The sequence below is a fragment of the Kribbella sp. NPDC048837 genome (assembly GCF_055586945.1).
Genome location: NZ_JBVJHF010000004.1, coordinates 435,380 through 457,536 on the forward strand (window position 1 = coordinate 435,380; position 22,157 = coordinate 457,536).

Sequence of the window (22,157 nt, forward strand, 5' to 3'; positions counted from 1 at the left end):
TCAGTTCTTCTCCAGTACAGACACCCGTACGCCGGATGCCGCCCACCGCGGTCCCACCGGCGTGATCCGCAGTTCACGCGTCTCGTCCGTGTCGTCGTCGCCGCGGGTCACCACGATGTCCAGCCGGTCCGGCGCCAGCGCCTCGGCCAGCCCGTGCCCCCACTCGACCACCGTGACCGCGTCCTCCAGACTCGCGTCGAGGTCGAGGTCGTCCAGCTCGGCGAACCCGCCCAGCCGATAAGCGTCCACGTGCACCAACGCCGGACCGCCGGCCAGCGACGGGTGTACCCGCGAGATCACGAACGTCGGCGACGTGATCGCACCGCGCACCTTCAGCCCGACGCCGAGCCCTTGCGTGAACGTCGTCTTCCCCGCACCCAGGTCACCGGACAGTACGAGAACGTCGCCGGCCCTGAGCTGCCCGGCGAGCTCCTCGCCGATCGCCTGCATGTCCTCGGCCGTCGGCACGGTCAGCTCGATCGGCATCGCCTTGGCGAAGATCAGGTTGTGGTCCTGCTGCTCGACGATCGAGTACCCACGCCGCCGCCAGAACTCCACGGTGTCCGGCAGTTCGACCCGGGCGATCAGATTCACCCGGCTGAGCCCACGGCGTACGGCGGCCTCCTCGGCGCAACCCACCATCGCCGATGCCACTCCGCGGCCCTGATGGCGCGGGTCCACCGAGACGCAGCGCAGAGTGAGGAGGTCACCGGTCTGCTTGAACAGCAGTGCACCGGCCGGCGCACCGTCGATCAGCACGAGCAGTCCGCCGTGCTCCGCGATGGCGGCGGCCACCGTCGTCGCGTTCTCGGACAGCGCGGTGGCCGGCGGGTCGAGCGCCCGGCGGGCGGAGAACGCGTGGTGGATCACCGCCACGATCTCGGCGACATGTTCTGAGGTGGCGTCGACGACGTGCAGGTCGGTCATGTCTGTCCTAGCGATTGTTCGGCTCGCTCGATCATGCCAAGGAGCGCGGCCGTGAACTCACGGTGGTGCTCGATCAGGCCCAGGTGACCGCAGTTCCGCACCTCGACCAGCTCCGCCCCGGGCACCCGGCGGACGATCTCCTCGGCGTGGTCGAACGGCGTCAGATGATCCTTGTCCCCGCCGATCACCACGCACTCGACCTTCTGCAGCGGCTCCAGTGCCTCGAACTTGTCGTGCAGCGCGAAGATCGGGTAGAACTCCGCGATCACCTCGATCGGCGTGGCCGCGATCATCTCGTTGACGAACTCGGTGAACGCCGGCGGCACCTCGGAGCCGAACGAGTACTTCCGGGTCAGCAGGTAGCTGATGTCGGTCCCGGCCTTGCGGCTGCGCTCGACCACCTCCGGGATCCGGGCCAGCGCCGCGACCGTCGGGGTGGCGAGCGCCCGGGCCAGCATGCCGACCCGGCCGGGGAACACGATCGGGACGTTGTCGAGCCCGCCCGCGCTGGTCGAGCACAGGCCGACGCCGATGACCCGGTCGCCAAAGAGTTCGGGATGCTGCTCGGCCAGCGACATGATCGTCATGCCGCCCATCGAGTGGCCGATCAGGATGACCGGGCCGGTCGGCGCGAACTCCTCGAGGATCCCGTAGAGGTCGCGGCCGAGCTGTTCGATGCTGACGCCCGACTTCGGCGACCGGCCGGACCGGCCGTGCGAGCGCTGGTCGTAGAACACCATCGTGCCGATACCGGCCAGGTCGCGGCGCTCGAAGTGCCAGGCGTCCATGTTCAGCCCGTACCCGTGCGCGAAGATCACGGTCAGGTCTTCCGGCGGGAGTGGCAACTTGCGGCTGAACCGGCGCTTCGGCGGCTCGGGCCGGCGGGAGCGCTTCAGCTCGTCCACCTCGACGTACAGCTCGACGCCGTCCTCGGCGGTGAACACGTGCGGGGTACCGCGGAGTGAACCGAACGGCTCGGCCTCCAGCTGTTTGCGCTGGCCCGACCGGCGGCCGATCACCTGCCGCTCGACCGCGACCCCGGCCGCCGCTCCCGCGGCGAGCACTCCGACCGCGGCGCCGATCAGACCGGCAGTCCGCCCTGCTTTGGACATCCCCGGTCTACCTTTCGCTGTCGACGTACCTGCGCGGGATCCGGGCGCCCAGGCGGGTGACGATCTCGTAGTTGATGGTCCCGGCGGCGTCGGCCCAGTCGTCCGCGGTCGGCTCACCGGCCGTGCCCGGGCCGAACAGCACGACCTCGTCGCCCGCGGCCGCCTCGTCGTCCTCGAGGTTGACCACGCACTGGTCCATGCAGATCCGGCCGACGATCGTACGGCGTTCGCCGCCGACGCGGACCGGGGCTCCGTTGGACGCGTGCCGCGGCAGGCCGTCGCCGTACCCGAGCGGGATCAGCCCCAGCGTCGACGGTCGGGGAGCGGTCCAGGTCAGGCCGTACGAGACGCCCGCACCGGCCGGGACCCGCTTCACCATCGCGAGCCGCGCCGTCAGCGTCATCGCCGGCCGCAACCCCAGCTCGTCCGACGGCAACGCGTGCCCGAACGGCGAGAGCCCGTACGTCGCGACGCCCGGACGGACCAGGTTGAAGTGGGTCTCCGGCAACGCCAGCGTGGCACCCGAGTTCGCCAGGTGCTTGAACTCGGCGTCGATACCGAACGACTCGGCGAGCTCGATCGCCTCGGTGAAGGTGGCGAGCTGGGCCTCGTTCGCCGGGCTCTTCGGCTCGTCCGACGACGCCAGGTGCGACCAGATGCCCTTGATCTCGATCCGGCCGGCCGCCTGTGCCTGCGCGGCGGACCGGATCAGTGCCGGCCACTCCTCGGGCACGGCGCCGCCCCGGCTCATCCCGGTGTCGATCTTCAGGTGAACGCGGGCCGGCCGGTCCTCGACGCCTGCCACCAGCTCATCGATCTCCCACGGCGCACCGGCGGACAGGTCGATGCCGGCGGCAATCGCGTCGGACAGCGGCTCGCCGGGGGTGGTCAGCCAGCAGAAGATCGGTCCGGTGTCGCCGGCGTCGCGGAGCGCGAGCGCCTCCTCGAGCACCGCGGCACCGATCCAGTCGGCACCGGCCTCGCGGGCGGCCCGGGCGACCGGGACCATCCCGTGCCCGTAGCCGTCGGCCTTGACCACGGTCATCAGCTGCGCGCCCTCGGCGCGGGCACGCAGCGTGACCACGTTGTGGCGGATCGCGGCCAGATCGACGACCGCCTCGGCGCGGACCGGGCGGTCGCCGCCGCGTGAGCTGCTAGGTGACTGGAGGGTAGACATAGCCCCTCCAGTGTCTCAGGCCCCGTCGAGCAGTTCCGCCAGGGCGGTCATGTCGTGGAAAACCGCGTCCGCGGCGGCGAGCTTCGCGGGGTCCGTCATCCCGGCGTACCCGAAGACCTTCATGCCGGCCGCGACCGCCGCAGCGACGCCGAGCGGGCTGTCCTCGACGACCACGCAGTCGGCCGGTTTCACGCCCATCGACGCGGCCGCGTGCAGGAACAGATCGGGTGCGGGCTTGCCGTGGGCAACGTCCTCGGCGCTGAAGATCCGGCCCTCGAAGCGGTCCAGGAACCCGACCGCGGTGAGCGCCGTACGAATCCTGCGGTGGGTGCCGGACGAGGCCAGGCAGTAGGTGACACCGCGCGCCCGGAGGTGATCGAGGACAGCCTCGACGCCCTCGATCGCCCGCAGGTGCGCGAATCCGTCGAACAGCCGCTGGTGGTAGCGATCCTCCAGGTCGGCCGGCAACGGATGCCCCAGCTGCGCCTCGGCCTTGAGCCGCATCGACGCCATGCTGCCGCCCATGAAGTCACGCACGGTGTCCTCGAAGCTGTAGGGCAGCCCGGCCTCGGTGAGCAGCTCGGCCAGGATCGTGTTGGCCAGCCGCTCGGAGTCCACCAGTACGCCGTCGTTGTCGAAGATCACGAGTCCGGTCACGACGGAAACCCTAAGCGGAAACCTGAGCGGCCACCGCGACGTGGGGAGCGTCGCGGTGGCCGCGGGGTGCGCGAGAGCGCGGGGGTCAGTTCTCCTGGATGGAGAAGTCGGTGAAGTTGAAGCGCTGCTTGGTGTTGCCGGTGGACACCACCTCGACGCCGAAGTCGACCTGCCAGGTGGTGGCCTTCGGGGCCCAGCCACGGCTGATCATGTCGTTGAAGAAGCTGGCCAGCGGCATCGTGCCGGACTTCTGCGTCACCTGCGACACGTAGGCGGTGTAGCCGCTCTCGTGCCAGACGTCGTACGTGAAGCCGCCGAAGGTCACGGTGCCCACCTTGCGGCCGGCCGGGACCTGGCCCTTGTTGTCGGTCCAGATCATCAGCTCGTTGTTCAGGCCGTCGCCGATCCAGGCGTCGAAGGCGACGTTGTAGATGCAGGCCGGGCAGTTGGCCGGCGTGGTCGCCGCGAACTTGGCCGACTGGATCTTCGACAGCGCGACGTCGTTGTAGTCCTTGTGCACGTTCGGGTACGCCTGGACGCCCTTGTCACCCGGCAGCGGCTGGGTGACGTCGAGGAACCAGTTGTTGTAGTTGCAGGCGCTCAGCGTGTACGTGCCGTTGTCGTTGTTCCACATGTTGTTGTGGACGTAGTACGCACCGAACGTCCGGCCGTCACCCTGGTTGTTCGTCGAGGTGGTGACGAACGACGGGTTGGTGCAGGTCGCGCTCGGGCTGCCCGTCGACGTGGGGGTCGTCGTGGACGGGGTGGTGGTCGTCGGAGTCGACGTCGGCGGCTTGGTCGGCGTCGTGGTCGTCGTCGGCGTCTGGGTCGGCGCCGGGGTGCTGGACGTCGGCGGCGTGGTGGGGGTCGCCGTCGAGGTCGGCGCCGGAGTCGTCGGCTGGGCCGGCGCGGCGACGAAGTCGTAGTGCGCGGTGTAGTTCAGCTTGGTGCCGGCGCGGTACTTCTGGCCGTCGTAACGGAGCGCGCGCAGCCGGTAACTCTGATCGGTGGTCTTGGACGGGTCGATCGACAGGATCGCGGGTCCGGACGCGGTCGCGGTGATGGCGACCGGCTTCTTGCCGAATCCGTGCACCACGGTGCAGCTGGAGTAGGCGTCCAGGACACAACTTTCGACGCGACCGACACTCGGAGAATCGAAAACCGCGCTGTCCGCGGCGCTCGCGGTCGCTACAGGGGAATCCTTGGCGGCGTGCACCACGACCGGGACGGCGATGAGTGCACCGACGGCAAGGATGACCGCTGGGACGAGCTTGCGGCTCCGGGCAGTTCGGGTGGGGGGCATGCGAAACATTCCTCGTCTGCTCGACGGGCCACCTGTTGCCCCAGAACTTCAGTGTGACCCAACAACTGTTCGTTTGGTCCCCAGTGAGGCCAAGTTCAGCCGGCGTCCCCGAGACGCCGGGCCGATCCGGGCAGACCGGCGAACCGGTCCTGTCCTTCTCGTTCGCTCTCGCGTACGCCGGTGACGTTATCGAACCGTGATCTCGGCCGCCAACCCGGGGGCCCGACTTAACGAACCCTTCACACTGCAACGCGGAGCGTCCCGACGGCATCCTTAGGGTGTGAAAACGCGGACGATCGCCCTCGCCGGAGCCGGTTTGCTGCTGGCTCTGACCGCCTGCGGGAACGACTCCGGAGCAGGTGCGTCACTGACCGGCAACTCGTACCTGTCCACCGCTGTCACCGAGAACGGAACGCCCAAGGAACTCGCGCCGAACACGCGGGTCCGGCTGGAGTTCACCGACGACGGCCGCCTGATCGCGGACGCCGGCTGCAACTCGATGCAGTCGAAGGTGTCGACCGGCAACGGCAAGCTGACGCTCGACGGCGGGCTGGCGATGACCATGATGGCCTGCCCCGGTCCGCAGCAGGGTCAGGACTCCTGGCTGGCGAACATCCTCAGCAGCACGCCGACCTGGAAGCTCGACGGCAGCAAGCTCGACGTCACCGCCGGCGGTACGACGATCTCGCTGGTCGACCGCGAGACCGCGGAGCCGGATGTCGCGCTCGACGGCGCCAAGTGGACCTTGGAGACGGTGATCACCGGCGAGGCCGCGACGAACTACGCCGGGTCGGAGAAGGTCTGGATGACGCTCAACGGCGAGCGTGTCACCGGATCGACCGGCTGCAACGACTTCCAGGGCATGGTTGCCCGCGGCACCGGCAAGCTCACCTTCGGCGAACTGGCCACCACCCGGCGGGCCTGTGCCGGTGACGCCGCGACCCTCGAGACCACCGTCCTCCACGGCCTGAAGGGCGAGGTCGGCTACGAGATCGAGGCCAACCGGCTGAAGCTGCGAACCTCAACCGGCGGCCTCGACTTCACGACCACCCGCTGAACTACCGCCCGCTGAACTACCGCTCGCTGAGCCGGACGTCGAACGCCTGGACCTCGTTCTGCGGGGTTTCGTAGGACACCAGCAGATGACCGTTGGTCTGGAGCTGGGTGCGTTGGGCGGTGGTCAGCGGGATCGACCAGTGCTGAACACCTCGGGTGACTTGCCGGTTGTCCTGCTTGACCAGGTGACCACTCATGTCCGGCGACCAGGGCGGCGTCGCACCGTCCGTGAGGGCACATGGCGTCAGGCCGTAGTCGGGTGGCGGGTCCGCGGCCGGCGTACAGGTGGTTGTCCAGACCGGGATCGCGCCGAGCTCACCGGTGGTGAGGAAGGCGCGGGCGGTGCCGGAGCCACGGGAGTTGGTGACGATGTCGACGCTGCTGCCGCGGAGAGCGACGGACTGGATCTTCAGGTCGCTCGTGGGGACGCGGCCGGAGATCGGTACGCCGTTGCGCGCGGATTGAGCAATGGTCTGGGGTGACAGGGCTCCGTTCAGGTTCGGGTTGGAGACGTTCGGCGGTGCCGGCACGGTCGGACGTCCCGCGGGTGGTGTGTAACCCGGGAGGGTGGCCAGACCCCAGCGGTACGGGTCGGACTGCACCGATCCGAGCGCCGACCAACCGAGTCGCGTACTCATGTCGATGTGCCGCAACGTCGTCGTACCCGCGGCCGACGTGTCGTCGTTGTCGTACGGCGTGATGTTGAGGCCCAGCCGGGTCGGGTCGACGGCGGCGGGGAGGTCGGCCAGCGGGATCTTCACCTCGAGGTCGTAGCCGCCGCCCGCGTACGCGTGCGGGACCGTGGTCTCGTTGCTGCCGACCCACTGCGCGGTCGAGGCGACCTGGACGCCCGGCGCGTTGCCGGTGTCGAGCGCACCGCTGGAGTAGCCCTGGTGGTTGTCGGCGTCACGCTCCCAGCACGGGCCACCGCTCTGGCTGAACGGGAAGATGCCGAGCTTGAACGTGTTCGCGGTGTCCATCAGCGCCTGGGACGCGGTGCCGCGCGGGTCGAGCAGGATCTCGACGGAGTCGGCCTGCCAGTGGCCGACACATTCGGCCGGAGTCACGGCGTACGACTGGTAGTCGTCGCGCACGTGGATGAAGAAGTACAGGGCGTCGTCGGACCAGCTCACCTTCGCCGTACTGCCTTGGCCTGTTGCCGAAACGCCGCAGTCGTCGACGCCCGTGCAGGTCGCCGCGCCCTGCCAGATCCGGCCGAGGTCGAGCGTCGGGCCCGGGTACTCCCCCGGGTCCGCCTTGCCGTCGACGACCGGTGTCGCCTGCGGGATCACCGTCGTCGGGACCAGCGTGAGGGTCAGGATCTCGCTGCCGGTCGCGGTCCGGATCGGGATCGAGACGTTCTGCTGGGCCGGCAGCGTGGTGTCGGTGTTGGTGAGTTTGAAGGTGACCGTGGCGTCGGCCCCCGGCTGCAGGTCGTACGGTTTCGAGGCCGCGTCCACGGTGAAGTTCGCCGGGAGATCCAGCGACACCGCGCCGCTCTGTTCCTCCGCCGACCAGTTGTGCACCACGACGGGTACGTCGATCGTCCGGCCGATCCCCATCGACTGGATCGCCTGCGAGCGGCCGAGGCGGTTGGCCTGCGGTGCGGTGTTCTGCAGCCACTGGTCGTACTCGGCCCAGTTGCCCCAGCGCTGGAACCGGCCCTCGGCGGCCGACACGACGCGGACGACGTTGTCGGTGTAGCCGGTCGCGTGCTTCGTGCTGTAGAGCGCGGAGATCTTCGCGTTCTGGTCGACGGCCGCGGTGGCCGACGGTGTGACGGTGAAGGTGACATCGGCGCGCGAACCTGCCTTGACCGGCTTCGGCCCGTCGGTCGACCAGCCGGCCGGAACGGTCAGCGCAACGTTGCCCTTGGCAAGGTTTCCGCGGAGGTGCACGGTCGCCTGGAACGGCTCGCCGGCGACGTTGTAGAACCGCGAGAACGTCAGGTACTCCAACGTCCCCAGCGGCAGCCCGCCGGGATCGGGTTTGGTCGCACCGAACAGGATCGCGTCGTCGAGGCCGCCCTGCGGACTGCTGTTCGGCTGGAACGGTACGAACGACTCCGTCATGCCGAACCGCGAGCACGCCGGAACGGACGTCCCCTTGAACATCACCCGGCTCTGCGTCGGGTACGCCGCCCGGCCCTCGTCCGCGATCTGCTGCCAGATCTTCGGGGTCCCGGCCGGCTGTCCCTGCAGGTTCCCGGCCGGCCAGGTGTACGGCGAGTTGTAGCCGGTCCACACGCCCGCGACGGTGTCGAGACCGGTCGGGGTGAAGCCTGTGGTGCAGTTCGCGGCGGACGTCGTACCACCGGTCCCGGCCGTACTGCCGCCGGAGAAGACCTTCTTCACCTGCCAGGTGCTGAGCGCGTGCGGCCCCTTCAGCTGCTCGGGGAAGCGGGTCGGGTCGGCGGCCGCGAGGACGCCTTCCCAGATCAGCCGGCCGGCCTGCTGGTGGTTGCCGTGCCCGGCCGCGAGGGTCGGGGTGAACCCGATGTAGATCTCCGGCTGGGTCTCGCGGATCACCCGCGTCACCCGGCGCAGCGTCTCCTCCTCGTCCCAGAAGTACTGCGTCAGCGGCGCGCTCTGGTTGTAGAAGAAGTCGATGCGGTCCAGGTTGAAGATGTCGACGGTTCCGGACCGGTAGTGCGCGACCCGGTCCTCGTTCTCCCGCCGCAGGCCGAGGTCCGGCCCGAGCTCGTTCCCGGCCGCGTTCCCGCCACCCTCACCCCGGGTGACCTGGATGACGCCGCACTTCACGCCGTACAGCTGATGCCAGACGCCGCACGGGCCGATGATGCTCGTGTCGTCGTCCGGATGGGCCCACTCGCCCATCACGTCGATCTTGGTCTGCCGATCAGCCACATACTGGGTCGGCTTCGCTTGGGCCGGCACGGGCAGAACGGCCAGCAGGACAAGTACGACGAACCCCACGAATCGCTTCACGTGCACGCTCCAAAGGCGGTGGAGGCACTAGCAGATTCAGTCCTACGTCCGCACACTCAACCGCGCAACAGATATCGCGTGGCGTCCGGCAGAGCGGCCGCGACCGCCAGGGCCGTCACCGGTGCGTTCGACGACGCCAGGTTGGCCGCGGCGGCGTGCAGGTAGGCGCCGACGGAAGCAGCGTCGAGTGGCGTCAGACCGGCCGCGAGCAGGGCGCCGCAGAGGCCGGCCAGGACATCGCCGGCGCCGGCGGTCGCCAGCCAGGGAGTGGCGTTCGTGTTGACCCGGACGTGGCCGTCGGGGGTGGCGATGACGGTGGTGGCGCCCTTGAGCAGGATGGTCGCGTCGAAGCGTTCGGCGGCGAGCCGGGCGTGCTCGAGCCGGGCGGCTTCGACGGTCGCACGGTCGACACCGAGGAGCCGGGCGAGCTCACCGGCGTGGGGTGTCGCGAGGACGTCGATGTGGTCGCCGGAGTCGTCGAGCGCCTTCAGTCCGTCCGCGTCGAGGACCACCGGTTCTTCCGCGTCGAGCAGATCGCGGATGCGCGGGACATCCAGGTCGTCGCCCATGCCGGACCCGATGGTCCAGGCCTGCACCCGGCCTTCGCCGGCCACGATCTCCGGGTGGGCGGCCCGGACCTCGGCGGCGACCGCGCCGGAACCGACGTACCGGATCATGCCGACCGGGCCGCCGAGTGCACCGGCCGTCGCGATGACGGCGGCGCCCGGGTACTGGGCCGAGCCGACCATCAGGCCGAGGACGCCGCGGGAGTACTTGTCGGACTCGCCGTGCGGGACGGGATAGAGCCTGCGGACGTCGGCGGCCTGGAGGGACTCGACGGGGGCGGGCGGTACGTCGAGGCCGATGTCGACGAGGTGGACCGGGCCGGACGCGGTGGCGGCCGGGTCGATGAAGTGGCAGATCTTGTGGGTGCCGAAGGTGACGGTGAGTGCGGCGCGGACGTGCGGCTCGGGGGTCTCGCCGGAGTCGACGTCGACGCCGGAGGGCGTGTCGACGGCGATGATCGGTACGCCGTACTGCTCGGCCAACCCGACCGCCTCGAGCGCGTCGGGACGGAGACCGGGGCGTCCGCCGATGCCGACGATGCCGTCGACCACGACGTCGGCCGCCGCGATGTCGCCGGTCGAGCCGACGCGTCCGCCGGCTGCCCGCAGCGCCGCCAGCCCTTCGGCGTGCGCCTTCGAGGAGAGCAGTACGGCGGTCACCCGGGCACCGCGGCGCGCGAGCCGGGCACCGGCGTACAGGGCGTCGCCGCCGTTGTCGCCGGAGCCGATCAACAGGACGACGCGGGCGCCGTACGTGGAACCGAGAAAGTTGCCGATGGCAACCGCGAGGCCGGTGGCCGCGCGCTGCATCAGGGTGCCTTCCGGGAGCCGTGCCATCAGCTCGGCCTCGGCGGCCCGGACCTGTTCGACGGTGTGCGCGCGGCGCATGCTCAGCCCTCCAGGATGACCACTGCGGATGCGATACCGGCGTCGTGACTCAGCGACAGGTGCAGGCTCTGGACCCCGAGCCGCGACGCCTGGGCGGCGACCGTGCCGGTGATCTCCAGCCACGGCCGGCCGGTCTCGTCGGTCTGGACCTCGGCGTCGTGCCAGTGCATGCCGGCCGGCGCACCCAAGGCTTTGGCCAGGGCTTCCTTCGCGGCGAAGCGGGCGGCCAGGGACGCCGGCGGCTTGAGCGCCTCGACCGGTGTGAACACCCGATCCCGCAAACCCGGCGTGCGTTCGAGCGTCTTCATGAACCGTTCCACGTCGACCACATCGATGCCCACGCCGACGATCATGCGGGCCAGCCTAGCTCGCAGGCCCGGCTGTCGATCGGCGGACTCGCATCTCCACGGCCAGGTCCATCCGGAGCGCCGCGGGCGTGACGCCGCGGGCCAGGTCGAGGACCAGGCGGGTCGCCATTTCGGCCATCCGGCGGAGCGGCTGGTGGACGGTGGTCAGGGTCGGACTCACCCACTGGGCCACCGGGAGGTCGTCGTACCCGACCACCGAGAGGTCCCGCGGGATCTCGAGGCCGAGCTCGCGGGCGGCCTGGTAGACGCCGAGGGCCTGCATGTCGCTGCCCGCGAAGATCGCGGTCGGCCGGTTGGGCGACCGAAGGAGCGCGACGGCTTCGGCATAACCGCTGCCGACCCCGAAGTCGCCGGCGCGGATCAGCTCCGGATCGACCGCGACCCCGGTCGACCGCAGTGCGTCCTGGTATCCACCGACCCGCATCCGCGAGCAGAGCGTCTCGACCGGGCCGCCGATCATCCCGATCCGGGTGTGGCCGAGCTTGAGCAGATGCAGGGTCGCCATCCGCCCGCCGTTCCAGTTCGCCGAGCCGATGGACGGTACGTCGTCGCCCTCGTCACCGATCGGGTCGACCACGACGAACGGGATCCGCCGCGCCTCCAGCTGCGCCCGCTGGTCAGGGTCCAGGTCGGAGAACACCATGATCACGCCGAGCGGGCGCCGGTTCAGGACGGACTCGATCCACTCCTGCCGCGGCCGGCGGGCGTCGCCGCACTCGGACAGCACCAGCTCGACGCCCTCGGCGCGGAGCACGCCCTCGACCCCGCGGATCAGCTGGATCGCCCACTCGCCACTCAGCTCGGGGAACACCAGGTCGACCATCGGGCTGCTCGCCGTACTCGCGGTGCGGCGCCGGTAGCCGTGCTCCTGGATGATGCTCTCGACCTTGGCCCGGGTCTGTTCGGCGACGTCGGCCCGGCCGTTCAGCACCTTGGAGACGGTGGGCACGGAGACGCCGGCCTGCTCCGCAATTTTCGCGATCGTGATCCGCTGAGCCACCCGACCTCCAGTGCCGAAACTTTCGGCCAGCCTACCGGTGGATCATGCGGCCCTCCGCGTCCGGGATACCGCTGAGCCGGTAGAAGTACGTGTTCACCTGATCCCGCCAGGCGCCGGCGTTGGCGAGTTGCGCCTCCAGCCGGGAGGTGATGTTCTCCCGCGTCGCCGGCTCGAAGCGGTCGGCGACGGCCGTCCAGCGGCTCAGCATCGCCGCGACTTCGTCGTACCCCTGGAAGTGGGTGTCGTAGATATGTTGCAGGACCGTGCGGCCGCTCTGCAGGACGTGGTCGTACGGGACGTGGTGGAAGAAGAGCAGGAGTTCGTCGGGGCAGGTGTACGCGTCCTCGTAGCGGCTCGCGAGCGGCTCGGGGTACTGCGCGGTGAAACCGGAGCCGGTCGCGACCGTGCGGTCGACTCCGACGCCGTAGCGGTCGGCGAAGTGGTACGTGCCGCGCGCCGAGAACTCGTACCCGTTCACGTTCGGCCCGTAGTGCGTCTCCGGCGTGACCATGAACCCGACCCCGAGCGGCGCGGTGTACCGCTCGTACGTGCGCCACGAGTCGGCCATGATCGACACCAACTCACCCCGGGTCCGGTCATCCATCGCGAAGGTCGCCGCCGCCCACTCGTGCAGCAGGCTGACCGGGTCGGCGGCCGGATCCCAGGCCAGCCGGCCGAAGGCGTAAAGGTTGCTCTGGGCAAGCTTGTGCCCGGTCCAGTTCGTGTCGTCACCGATGTTGGAGATACCAACGACCGCATCGGCGAGGTCGGCAACGATCGGGCCACCGGTTCCGGTGGTGTCGAACTGCAGGATCTCCCGCCACCACGGCCCGAGGTAACACAGGTCCCGCTGCTGCCCGGTGTACTCCTGCGTCACCTGCAACTCCACCGCGAACGCGGTCTCCTGCAACTCCCCCAGCAACGGCGACACCGCCTCACGCGCCTGGAAGTCCAGCGGCCCGTGCTTCACCTGCAGTACGACGTTCTCCTCGAACCGCCCGTCCAGCGGGATGAAGTGGTCGTACGCCGCCCGCGCGCGATCCGTCCGCCGGTCCCGCCAGTCCTGCCGGCCCTCGGACCCGGCGCACCGCCAGTAGACGGCCCCGCCGTACGGCGCCAGCGCCCGGGCGAGCAGGTTCGCGCCGTCCGGCCGGTCGGAGTCCGCCGTCACCACCAACCCGCCCAGGTCGGGGACAGCGTCGTACAACCGGCTGACCGCGGCCGACCACGACCGCGCCGCCCGATCGTCCGGCGCATCGGTGAAGTCGACCGCCAAGCTCACCGAGATCCCGAACTCGCGGAACACCGCCGCCAGCCTGGCGACGTCGGGGAGATGGTCGGTGACCAACCGCGTCTCCGCGAACGCGACCGCGTTGATCCCGATCGAGGCCAGCAACCGCGCGTACGCACGCACTCGGGTCAGGTCGGCGACCACCCGGCCTTCGCGGAAGAATATCGATCCACCTGAGTACCCGCGCTCGACCGAACCCGCCAGGTCGTCCCAGTGGGCCAGCATCCGGATCGGCACGCCCGGCCGCTCGACGACGGTGAAGTCGGTGGTCATCCACTCGTAGTACCGGAGCAGGTAGAAGTACCCGTACAGCAACCCGTGGCCGCCCTCGGCGGCGACGACCAGTTGGTTGCCTCGTCGCACCACCACGAAGCCCTCGGTGCCCAGGCCGTCCGGCGGCAGCGCCGACTCGACCTCCTGCCACAACGGCGATTCCCGCACCCGGTCCAGGACGCAGAGCGCGACCTCCACGTCCTGGCGGATCCGGCGGGTCTGCCGGAGCTCGGCCCGGATCGTCTGGGCCAGCGCCCCCGAGGCGTGCACGGTCACCTCGGGCAACCGCTGGGTACCGAGCCAGCCGGGGTCGAACATCACGCCGGATCCTTGCACCGGATCCGGGTCACCACCGCCTGTCGCGGCCTCGAAAGTTTCGGCCCGGCCCGATCCGGCCACCGTTGAGACGAAGGCCACGCCCGCCCGGTGTGGGTGCACCGCGGCAGGATGGGAAGAATGGGGCTCATGCTGCAGCCGTCGCGGGAGGTGACTCCCTACACCGAGCTCGACCGTGCCGCCTGGGCGCAACTGGCCGAGACCACCGTGTCCCCGCTGACGGCGGAGGAGATCGAGCGGCTGCGCGGCCTCGGGGACGAGATCGACATGGACGAGGTCCGCGAGGTCTACCTGCCGCTGTCGCGGATCCTGTCGCTGTACGTGCGGCACGCCCGCGCGCTGCACGCCGACACCGAGAGCTTCCTCGGCAAACCGGCCGCCACCCGGACCCCGTTCGTGATCGGCATCGGCGGTTCGGTTGCCGTCGGCAAGTCCACGACCGCCCGGCTGCTGCGCGAGCTGCTGGCCCGCTGGCCCGAGCACCCGCGGGTCGCGCTCGTCACCACCGACGGCTTCCTCTGGCCGAACGCCGAGCTCGAGCGCCGCAGCCTGATGATGCGCAAGGGCTTCCCGGAGTCGTACGACCGCAAGTCGCTGCTGCGCTTCGTGGTCGAGGTGAAGTCCGGCATGGACGCGGTCGAGGCGCCGGTCTACTCCCACTTGCACTACGACCGGATGAACGGCGTCCGGACGACCGTCGAGCAGCCCGACATCCTGCTGCTCGAGGGCCTGAACGTCCTGCAGCCAGCACCCCGGCACGCCGACGGCAAGAGCGGTCTCGCGGTCAGCGACTTCTTCGACTTCTCCGTGTACGTCGACGCGGCCGCCGACGACATCCGGTCCTGGTACGTGCACCGCTTCCTCAAGCTGTGGGAGACGGCGTTCCGCAACCCGGAGTCCTACTTCGTCCGGTACGGCGAGCTGAGCCGGGAGGAAGCGGTCAAGAAGGCGGAGTCGCTCTGGGACGGCATCAACGGCCCCAACCTGCGCGAGAACATCCTCCCCACCCGCTCCCGCGCCACCCTCGTGCTCCGCAAGGGCCCCGACCACGCCGTCCGCTGGGTCAGGCTGCGGAAGCTCTGAGAGCCGGTACGACGGCCACCGCGACAACCACCGCGGTGATCGCGAACCCGACCGCGAACCCGACGCCCGACACCATCAGTCCGAACACGATGGCTCCCATCCCCCAGCCGCCGTCGTACGCAAGGTTCCAGAGCGCGCTGACCTGACCGTAGCGTGCCGTCGGGACCCGGTTGTACATCATGGTCAATGTCAGGTTCTGTGCGGCACCGAAGCCGATGCCGAAGAGCGTCGAGCCGATCAGGATGACGAGACCGTTGCCGATGAGCACCAGCGAGCCGGCCCCCAGCGCGGCCAGGACCAACGCCGGCGCCAGCAGCTTCGCCGGGCCGACGCGATCGCCGTACCGGCCCGCCAGCCAGCGGGCGCCCGGAGCAGCCGCGGCCTGCAGGAGCAGCGCGGTCGCGATCAGCGAATGCTTGTCCCCGGCAACCGCGAGGGGCAGGAAGGTGACGCTGATCCCGGCCGCGACAGTCACCGCGGCGAAGACCAGTGTCGGCATCAGGAGACCACTCCGTCGCACACCACCGAGGACGTTCACGTGCTGCTCTTCGGCGCTGACCCGTGCGGGCAGACCGACCAGAGTGACGAGCCCGGCGAGGGAGGTGAACGCGGCCAGCACGAACAGGACTCCGAAGCCGACCAGGTTGATCAGGTAGACGCCGAGCGGGAGGCCGATCACCGCGGGGACGCCGACGGCGAGCCCGTAGACGCCCAGCGCCTCACCGCGCCGACGGGCCGGGGTGATCTCCGCGACCAGGGCGACCGCGCCGACGACCAGGATCGCCAGGCCGGCGCCGCGGACGACGCAGACGGCGAGGACCACCGGCAGCGACGCAGTGGCCAGCAGGACCAGCGAGGGTGCGCCGAGCAGGATCAGCCCGAGGCCGAGAACGACCTGGTAGCCCCAGCGGGCCAGCATCCGCGGCACCAGCAGCTCGACGCCGACGGCGGACAGCATCATCGCGCCGGTCGACAGCCCGGCCCCGATCCCGCCGGAGCCGTTGGCGGCCAGGTAGAGCGGGACCACCGAGGTGAGCAGATACATGCTCAGCCCGGACCCGAACACCATCACCAGCAGCCGCCCGAAACGGCCGGTCACCAGACGCTCGACAGGAGCGATCTCGACTGTGGGGATCTCGCATGCGGTGGTCATGCTTCGACGGTAGGAGCGGACCGGTATGCCCTACAGATCCAGTTCCGGCCCCGTCGAGAGGACCAGTTACGGCAGCTGGTCGGCGATGAGGGCGGCGAGCCGGTTCAGCGCGGCGTCGATCTGGGCCGGCGTGACCGCGCTGCACGACAGGCGCAGCGCGTGGATCGGGGCGTCGCCGTCGTAGAAGTGACTCATCGGGGTCCAGAGCACGCCGTACTCGTGGGCCGATTTCTCCAGCAGTACGTCGTCGACCGGGAACGGCACCGTGACGACGACGAAGAACCCGCCGGACGGCACCGTCCAGGTGATCTCGCCACCGGGGAACCGGGCGGCCAGGCCGTCGGTGATCGCGCGGAGGTTGGCGGCGTACACCTCGCGTTCGCGCTGGTTCGCGGCGACCAGGCTGTAGTCGTACGCGAGCAGCTTGCCGCCGACCACGGCCTGCGCGACCGGCGAGGTGTTGACGGTGAGCATGCTCTTGAGCTTCGACAGTTCGTCGGCGAGCAGTCCGGTCGTCCCGTCCGGTGCCGCGACGGTCTGGTCGGCGACGACGTACCCGACCCGCGCACCGGGCAGGCCGGTCTTGGCGAACGAGCCGAGGTAGACGACGCGGCGCTCGGTGTCGAGCGCCTTCAGTGTCGGCATCCGGTCGACGCCTTCGGCCGGGAACAGCCCGTACGGGTTGTCCTCGATCAGCAGGAGGTCCAGGTGGGCCGCGGTCTCGAGCAGCCGTCGCCGCAGATCCACGTCCAGGCTGAGGCCGGACGGGTTCGCGAAGTCCGGCACCAGGTAGCACGCCCGTGGCCGCAGGCCGTCGGCCCGGGCCGCCTTGACCACCGCGGCGAGGTCGTCGAGGTCGACGCCGTCGGCGCCGCCGGCCACTGGCAGGACGGGGAGATCGACGAGCCGGGCCGCCCCGGTGATCCCGACGTACGACGGTGAGATCGCCAGCAGTACGTCGTCCGCGGCGGCCCGGAGAGCGCGCAGGGTGAGGACCATCGCCTCCTGGCAGCCGACCGTGACGACGATCGCTTCGGGGTCGACGTGGATGCCCTCGTCGACCGCGAGATTGCGGGCGACCAGTTCGTGGACGATGCCCTTGGTCCGGCCGTACTGGAAGATCGTCCGCCGCACCGCCGGCTCGTCGTACCCCCGGGACCGCAGCTGATCGGCGAACAGATCCAGGTAGCGGTGCAGGTCCTCGAGCGCGAAGAACTCCTCGGTCGGACGGCCGGCGGCGAGCGAGATCGCTTCCGGGTAGTGGTGTGAGACCTCGTTGAGGAAGTTCATCGAGGTCAGTGCCCGGTCGGTCAGCGAACCGTGCAACTCGGTCAGCTCGAGATCTGCCATGCCGTCCTCCCCGTGGTCAACCGCGCCACCGCGGCCAGGTCCTCGCAGCCCGCCAGCAGCATCGCGTCGCGCAGCTCCTGCCGCAGCAGAGCCAGCGCTTCGTCCGCAGCTTCCACAGCCAGTGCCCACAGCAACGGCCGCCCGACCAGTACGCCGGACGCCCCGAGCGCGACCGCCTTCAGAACGTCGGTGCCGCCACGTACACCACCATCCAGCAGCACTGTGCAGTGCTTACCGATGGCATCAACCACCGGCCCGAGCGCGTCGATCGAGGCCGGAGCGCCGTCCAGCTGGCGGCCACCGTGGTTCGACACCACCACGCCGTCGGCGCCCAGCTCGACGGCCCGCTGCGCATCCCGGGGGTCGAGAATCCCCTTCACCACCAGCGGAAGCTCGGTCGACCTTCGGAGCCACTCCAGGTCGGACCAGCTGACCGCCGGGTCGAACGCGGACGCCGTGTGTGCCGCGACCGCCGACAGCCCGGGCACGGCAGTATGTGCCTCTGTCACCATGTCGACAATATTGGCCGCGACCACGTCCGGCGGCAGCGCGAAGGAGTTCCGGACATCACGCAGCCGGCGACCCATCACCGGCACGTCGACGGTCACCATCAACGCGGTGCATCCCGCCGCGGCCGCGCGGTCCACGAGTGACCGGACCAGACCGCGGTCCCGCAACCAGTACAGCTGGAACCACGAGGGCGCGACGGCGGCGATCTTCTCCAGCGGGTAGCTGCTCAGGGTGCTGATGACATAAGGGATTCCGGCCTTGGCGGCCGCGCTCGCGAGCAGCAACTCACCGTCGGGGTGCAGGAGCCGCTGGTACGCCATCGGGGCCACCGCGACCGGCATGCTGACCGCGTTGCCGAGGAGTGCACAGGACGTCTCGGGCTCGGAGATGCCGGCGAGCACCCGGGGCGTCAGCGAGATCGCGTCGAGGGCGGCGCGGTTGCGGCGCACCGTGGTCTCGGAACCGCTGCCGCCGGCAACGAAGTCGTAGATGTGCTGGGGAAGCCTCCCTGCGGCCAGGCGTTCGTAATCGGCCAGGGATTCAGCCATCCGAGAAGATCCCGCTCAACCACGCGGACGCTTCGGCCATCGCCTGCTTGCCGCCGTCGAGGATGCCGGACATCGCGAAGAAGCCGTGCACCATGCCGTCGTACCGGCTCAGCGTGGTCGGGACGTCGGCGGCGTGCAGCTTCTCGGCGTAGAACTCGCCCTCGTCGCGGAGCGGGTCGAACTCCGCCGTGATCACCAACGCCGGCGGGAGATCCGCGTGCGACTCGGCCAGCAGCGGCGACGCGAGCGGGTCGAGCCCGTCGCCGGGGTCGGCCAGGTAGTGGTTCCAGTACCAGTTGACCGAGGTCTTGTTGAACAGGTACGGGTCGTCGCCCTTCCGCATCGAGATGGTGTCCGAGGCGTAGCGGGTGTTCGGGTAGACGAGCAGCTGACCGGCCAGCGCCGGACCGTTGCTACGGGCAATCAAAGTCGTCACGGCGGCGAGGTTGCCGCCTGCACTGTCACCACCGACGGCCAACCGCTGGGGATCGACCCGCAGCTTGCCGGCGTTGGCCGCGATCCACTTGGTCGCGTCGTGGCAGTCGTGCACCGCCGCCGGGAACGGGTGCTCGGGCGCCAGCCGATAGCCGACCGTGATCACCTGGCAGGGAACGGCATTCGCCAGCTTGCGGCTGATGCCGTCGGCGGTCTCGATACTGCCCAGCGTCCAGCCGCCGCCGAAGAAGTAGACCAGCGTCGGCAACGGCCCGGTCAGGTCGGGCCGGTAGACCCGCAGCGGTATGCCGCCGTCGGTGCTGAGGTCCTCGACGTGGTGAACGGGCTCGACCTCACCCCCCGCGGCCTGGATCGCTGCGAGGTCGGCGGCTCTGGCCTCGGCCAGCGTCTGGGTGTAGAGCTGCGGCACCTGGTTCGCCTCGCGCTCGGCGCGCATCGCCTCGACCTGCGGGTCCAACGGCATCGATTCACCTCAATCGGATCGGCATGGACTGGTGCCCACGCAACAGCAAGCTGTGGCTGCGCACCGGCTCCCCCACAAGCCGCAGGTCCGGGAATCTCCGGAACAGCTGACCGAAAGCGGCCCGGCCTTCCATCCGGGCAAGCGCAGCGCCGACACAGTAGAACGGTCCGGCGCCGAAGGACAGATGCTGGAGGTCGTCACGTGCAGGATCGAAACTGTCGGCGTCCTCATGTTTGGCCGGATCGCGGTTCGCCGCGCCGGGCAGGATGAGGACGAGACTGCCCGCGCTGATCGGCTCACCGGCCAGCTCGAGATCGACCGAGGTCTTCCGGCTGATCAGCTGGACCGAGCTCTGGTGCCGGAGGATCTCCTCGACGTAGTCCGCGGCCAGCCCGGGATCGTCGATCAGCGCCTCGACCAGCGGCGGATCGGCCATCAGCAACTCGAGTCCGTTGGTGAGCAGGTTCATCGTGGTCACGAAGCTGGCGTTGACCAGCACGAGGAGGTTGTCGATCAGCTCCTGCTCGTCGATCCCCGACGTCCCTGAATCAAGCGCGTGCACGAGGGATCCGACCAGGTCGTCGCGGGGACGGATCCGGCGCTCGGCGATCATCCGGGCGTAGTAGTCGTTGAGCTCCTCGGCCGCCTGGTTGGCGGCCGCGAGCTTCTCCGGTGCCTTGCCGCCGAGGTCGAGGTACTCGTCGATCCGCTGGGTCCGGTCGCGGAACCAGCCGAGGTCCGAGCGCGGGATGCCCAGGAACGTCCCGATCACCGTGATCGGCAACCGGTACGCGAAGTCGACGAAGTCGATCACCTGACCGTCCACCCCGGTCTTGCCCAGATCGTCCAGCAGTTCGGCGGCCAAAGCCTCCACCACCGGCTCGAACCCGGTCAGCCGGCGCGGTGTCAGGACCGCCTGCAACACCTTGCGCATCCGCAGATGATCCGGCTCGTTGCGGAACATCATCGATCCGCCGAGCCGGCGCAGCACCGGCTCCTTCGGGTTCGGGTCCGCCGACAGCAACCGGTGGAACCGCGTGTCCTTCAGGGCCTCCTGGGCGGCGTCGTACCCGTTCACGACGACGGCGTACGGCGAACTCCCGGGAGCGAGCCGGCAGACCGGGCCGATCCGATGCAGCTCGGCGAAGAGCGGCATCGGATCGCGGCGGCCCTGCTCGGAGCCGAGGGCGGCGAGAATCTCGTTCGCACTCCGTGCAGGCATACCGATCAGCGCACCAGGCTCAGCGGGATGGAAGCAGCCATCGCCTGGTAGCCCGCGTCGTTCGGGTGGATGTGGTCACCCGAGTCCAGCGCCGCCTGCAGCTTCGACGGCGCGGCCGGGTCGCGCAGCACCTTGTCGAAGTCGAGCACACCGTCGAACTCGTGGCTCGACCGCAGGTAGCTGTTCACCGCCTGCCGGGTGGCCTCCTTGGCCGGCGTCCAGCTGTCCGTGCCACCGAGTCCCTCGAACGGCGTGATCGTGGTGACCAGGCTGCGCAGTCCGCGCTCCTTCGCCTGGGCGTTGACCTGCCGGAGCGCGCCGATGATCTCGGCCGCCGAGTCGTCGGACATCCAGATGTCGTTGATGCCGAGCTCGGTGATGACCGTCCGGACGCCGGTCTGCGCGAACACGTCCTCGTTCAGCCGGGCCAGCGAGTTCACGCCGACCTCGTTGAAGCCGGGGAACGCGCCGTTGTCGGACGGCTCGGTGCCTTCGTGGTTCAGCCGGCTGCCGGCCAGGCCCGCGTTCAGCACACTCGGGAACGACTTGTGCCCGGCCGCGGCGGCGAGTCGCTCGGCGAGCTGGTCGGGCCAGCGGTTGTTGGCGTTCGGCGTGCTGTTGGTGCCGTCGGTGATCGAGTCGCCGAGCACGACGATCGAGCCGTCCGACTCGTCCGTCTGCACGTCCACGCCGGACAGGAAGAAGAAGCAGCAGCGCCGGGTCAGCGTGTACGCCGCGCCGCCGGGCTGGGTGACCAGGTTCGACGGGCCGACGAAGTTGTCCTGGATCGACGAGCCGTGGAACGTGGTCGGGCCGGTGTTCTCCGGGAAGTACAGGCTGACGACGAGGTCGTCGAGACTGCCGAGCTTCAGGTTCACCGGGTCGCTCAGCAACTCGCTGCCCTTGACCATCGTCGCCGTGCCCGAGCCGTTGAACGTCAACGTCCGCAGGGTGTTCGGGTCGACGTCGGACAGCTCCGGTGTCGACTTGTTGGGCTTGGCAACCGTTGCCGCGCCGACCGTGACGGTCTTCTCGCCGTAGATGTTCGACAGCCGGATCCGGATCTTGTCGCCGCCGACGGTCGGCCGGACCACCAGCCGGACGCTCTGGTCGGTCAGGCCGAGGTTCGTCGAACCGGTGGCGTTGCCGTGGGTGACCGCGGTCGCCCAGGTGCCCACCCACTCGTCGTCGTGATGGCCGGAGCTGTAACTCGCTCCGGCCAGGCCGGAGCCGGCCAGGGTCAGTGCGGCGGTCACCGCGACCGTGCGCCAACTGCTCGAAACGTGCATGGACGGACCTCCTGGCGGAATCGGATGGCGGACGGAACGTAATACGCCGAAAGGAATCCGGTCAATGCACAGCAATTGCATTTCCGAAATTCACCGGGCAACGGTTAGCGAGGGGTATCCGGCCCCGTTTCGCAGGGGTATTCCTTCACCTGCGCGAGGGTGTGACCGACCGACTGCGGAG

Annotated in this window: 18 protein-coding genes; 2 read left to right on the forward strand and 16 right to left on the reverse strand. The window is 69.7% G+C overall.

All coding sequences use genetic code 11. The annotated features are described in order from the left end of the window. The 5 genes from tsaE to ACZ6O0_RS22215 all read right to left on the reverse strand — a co-directional run bounded on the left by tsaE (position 1) and on the right by ACZ6O0_RS22215 (position 5,176). A complete protein-coding gene (gene tsaE, locus ACZ6O0_RS22195) occupies positions 1-927 on the reverse strand; it encodes a tRNA (adenosine(37)-N6)-threonylcarbamoyltransferase complex ATPase subunit type 1 TsaE (protein WP_465766854.1) in 927 nt (308 codons plus the stop codon). Beyond that, positions 924-2,039 carry an alpha/beta fold hydrolase gene (locus ACZ6O0_RS22200; protein ID WP_465766855.1) on the reverse strand — a complete coding sequence of 372 codons (1,116 nt, stop codon included), beginning with the start codon at positions 2,037-2,039 and terminating at the stop codon, positions 924-926. Before ACZ6O0_RS22200 ends, tsaE begins: the two co-directional genes overlap by 4 nt. Positions 2,040-2,046: 7 nt before the next feature. Beyond that, on the reverse strand, positions 2,047-3,216 hold the full coding sequence (alr, locus tag ACZ6O0_RS22205) for an alanine racemase (RefSeq protein ID WP_465766856.1): 1,170 nt from the start codon (positions 3,214-3,216) through the stop codon (positions 2,047-2,049). A gap of 15 nt (positions 3,217-3,231) precedes the next feature. Then, a complete protein-coding gene (locus ACZ6O0_RS22210; protein ID WP_465766857.1) occupies positions 3,232-3,873 on the reverse strand; it encodes an HAD family hydrolase in 642 nt (213 codons plus the stop codon). A gap of 85 nt (positions 3,874-3,958) precedes the next feature. Then, on the reverse strand, positions 3,959-5,176 hold the full coding sequence (locus tag ACZ6O0_RS22215; RefSeq protein ID WP_465766858.1) for a GH12 family glycosyl hydrolase domain-containing protein: 1,218 nt from the start codon (positions 5,174-5,176) through the stop codon (positions 3,959-3,961). 280 nt (positions 5,177-5,456) lie between these two features. Between ACZ6O0_RS22215 and ACZ6O0_RS22220 the strand changes: the two genes are divergently transcribed. Beyond that, on the forward strand, positions 5,457-6,233 hold the full coding sequence (locus ACZ6O0_RS22220; RefSeq protein ID WP_465766859.1) for an META domain-containing protein: 777 nt from the start codon (positions 5,457-5,459) through the stop codon (positions 6,231-6,233). A 16-nt stretch (positions 6,234-6,249) separates the two neighbouring features. On the opposite strand, the gene ACZ6O0_RS22225 is transcribed toward ACZ6O0_RS22220, so the two are convergent. Genes ACZ6O0_RS22225 through ACZ6O0_RS22245 form a run of 5 tightly spaced genes read right to left on the reverse strand, consistent with a single transcriptional unit; the run spans position 6,250 to position 13,884 of the window. Then, complete coding sequence (locus tag ACZ6O0_RS22225) at positions 6,250-9,180, reverse strand: PIG-L family deacetylase (RefSeq protein ID WP_465766860.1); 2,931 nt, start codon at positions 9,178-9,180, stop codon at positions 6,250-6,252. A gap of 56 nt (positions 9,181-9,236) precedes the next feature. Further along, a complete protein-coding gene (locus tag ACZ6O0_RS22230) occupies positions 9,237-10,634 on the reverse strand; it encodes an NAD(P)H-hydrate dehydratase (protein WP_465766861.1) in 1,398 nt (465 codons plus the stop codon). 2 nt (positions 10,635-10,636) lie between these two features. Beyond that, on the reverse strand, positions 10,637-10,987 hold the full coding sequence (locus tag ACZ6O0_RS22235) for a holo-ACP synthase (protein WP_465766862.1): 351 nt from the start codon (positions 10,985-10,987) through the stop codon (positions 10,637-10,639). Positions 10,988-10,997: 10 nt separating this feature from the next. Next, positions 10,998-12,002, reverse strand: coding sequence for a LacI family DNA-binding transcriptional regulator (locus ACZ6O0_RS22240; RefSeq protein ID WP_465766863.1), 1,005 nt, complete (start codon positions 12,000-12,002; stop codon positions 10,998-11,000). 31 nt (positions 12,003-12,033) lie between these two features. Continuing rightward, entirely contained in the window at positions 12,034-13,884 is a 1,851-nt protein-coding gene (locus ACZ6O0_RS22245) for an alpha-glucuronidase (RefSeq protein WP_465767071.1), read from the reverse strand. Positions 13,885-14,022: 138 nt separating this feature from the next. On the opposite strand from ACZ6O0_RS22245, the gene coaA reads away from it, so the two are divergent. Beyond that, the gene (gene coaA / locus ACZ6O0_RS22250; protein WP_465766864.1) at positions 14,023-14,985 is read left to right on the forward strand and encodes a type I pantothenate kinase; all 963 of its coding nucleotides are present in this window, start codon (positions 14,023-14,025) and stop codon (positions 14,983-14,985) included. Here the strand turns inward: coaA and ACZ6O0_RS22255 are convergent. From ACZ6O0_RS22255 to ACZ6O0_RS22280, 6 genes are all read right to left on the reverse strand, one after another. Continuing rightward, the gene (locus ACZ6O0_RS22255; RefSeq protein ID WP_465766865.1) at positions 14,966-16,138 is read right to left on the reverse strand and encodes an MFS transporter; all 1,173 of its coding nucleotides are present in this window, start codon (positions 16,136-16,138) and stop codon (positions 14,966-14,968) included. The two genes, coaA and ACZ6O0_RS22255, sit on opposite strands and share 20 nt — an antisense overlap. Positions 16,139-16,204: 66 nt before the next feature. Further along, positions 16,205-17,488, reverse strand: coding sequence for an aminotransferase-like domain-containing protein (locus ACZ6O0_RS22260; protein WP_465766866.1), 1,284 nt, complete (start codon positions 17,486-17,488; stop codon positions 16,205-16,207). Continuing rightward, positions 17,470-18,546 carry an alpha-hydroxy acid oxidase gene (locus ACZ6O0_RS22265; protein ID WP_465766867.1) on the reverse strand — a complete coding sequence of 359 codons (1,077 nt, stop codon included), beginning with the start codon at positions 18,544-18,546 and terminating at the stop codon, positions 17,470-17,472. The genes ACZ6O0_RS22260 and ACZ6O0_RS22265 overlap by 19 nt, the downstream gene beginning before the upstream one ends. Next, a complete protein-coding gene (locus ACZ6O0_RS22270; RefSeq protein WP_465766868.1) occupies positions 18,539-19,465 on the reverse strand; it encodes an alpha/beta hydrolase in 927 nt (308 codons plus the stop codon). The genes ACZ6O0_RS22265 and ACZ6O0_RS22270 overlap by 8 nt, the downstream gene beginning before the upstream one ends. A gap of 4 nt (positions 19,466-19,469) precedes the next feature. Beyond that, positions 19,470-20,687, reverse strand: a complete 1,218-nt coding sequence (locus ACZ6O0_RS22275; RefSeq protein WP_465766869.1) for a cytochrome P450 — start codon at positions 20,685-20,687, stop codon at positions 19,470-19,472. A gap of 5 nt (positions 20,688-20,692) precedes the next feature. Then, positions 20,693-21,976 (reverse strand): SGNH/GDSL hydrolase family protein, encoded by a 1,284-nt coding sequence (locus ACZ6O0_RS22280; RefSeq protein ID WP_465766870.1) that lies wholly within the window; start codon positions 21,974-21,976, stop codon positions 20,693-20,695. Positions 21,977-22,157: the final 181 nt, after the last annotated feature.

Coding starts and splice junctions, on each gene's coding strand:
- tsaE (WP_465766854.1), bottom strand. CDS start 927: ATGACCGACCTGCACGTCGTCGACGCCACCTCAGAACATGTCGCCGAG.
- ACZ6O0_RS22200 (WP_465766855.1), bottom strand. CDS start 2,039: ATGTCCAAAGCAGGGCGGACTGCCGGTCTGATCGGCGCCGCGGTCGGA.
- alr (WP_465766856.1), bottom strand. CDS start 3,216: ATGTCTACCCTCCAGTCACCTAGCAGCTCACGCGGCGGCGACCGCCCG.
- ACZ6O0_RS22215 (WP_465766858.1), bottom strand. CDS start 5,176: ATGCCCCCCACCCGAACTGCCCGGAGCCGCAAGCTCGTCCCAGCGGTC.
- ACZ6O0_RS22230 (WP_465766861.1), bottom strand. CDS start 10,634: ATGCGCCGCGCGCACACCGTCGAACAGGTCCGGGCCGCCGAGGCCGAG.
- ACZ6O0_RS22235 (WP_465766862.1), bottom strand. CDS start 10,987: ATGATCGTCGGCGTGGGCATCGATGTGGTCGACGTGGAACGGTTCATG.
- ACZ6O0_RS22245 (WP_465767071.1), bottom strand. CDS start 13,884: ATGTTCGACCCCGGCTGGCTCGGTACCCAGCGGTTGCCCGAGGTGACC.
- coaA (WP_465766864.1), top strand. CDS start 14,023: ATGGGGCTCATGCTGCAGCCGTCGCGGGAGGTGACTCCCTACACCGAG.
- ACZ6O0_RS22255 (WP_465766865.1), bottom strand. CDS start 16,138: ATGACCACCGCATGCGAGATCCCCACAGTCGAGATCGCTCCTGTCGAG.
- ACZ6O0_RS22260 (WP_465766866.1), bottom strand. CDS start 17,488: ATGGCAGATCTCGAGCTGACCGAGTTGCACGGTTCGCTGACCGACCGG.
- ACZ6O0_RS22265 (WP_465766867.1), bottom strand. CDS start 18,546: ATGGCTGAATCCCTGGCCGATTACGAACGCCTGGCCGCAGGGAGGCTT.
- ACZ6O0_RS22270 (WP_465766868.1), bottom strand. CDS start 19,465: ATGCCGTTGGACCCGCAGGTCGAGGCGATGCGCGCCGAGCGCGAGGCG.
- ACZ6O0_RS22275 (WP_465766869.1), bottom strand. CDS start 20,687: ATGCCTGCACGGAGTGCGAACGAGATTCTCGCCGCCCTCGGCTCCGAG.
- ACZ6O0_RS22280 (WP_465766870.1), bottom strand. CDS start 21,976: ATGCACGTTTCGAGCAGTTGGCGCACGGTCGCGGTGACCGCCGCACTG.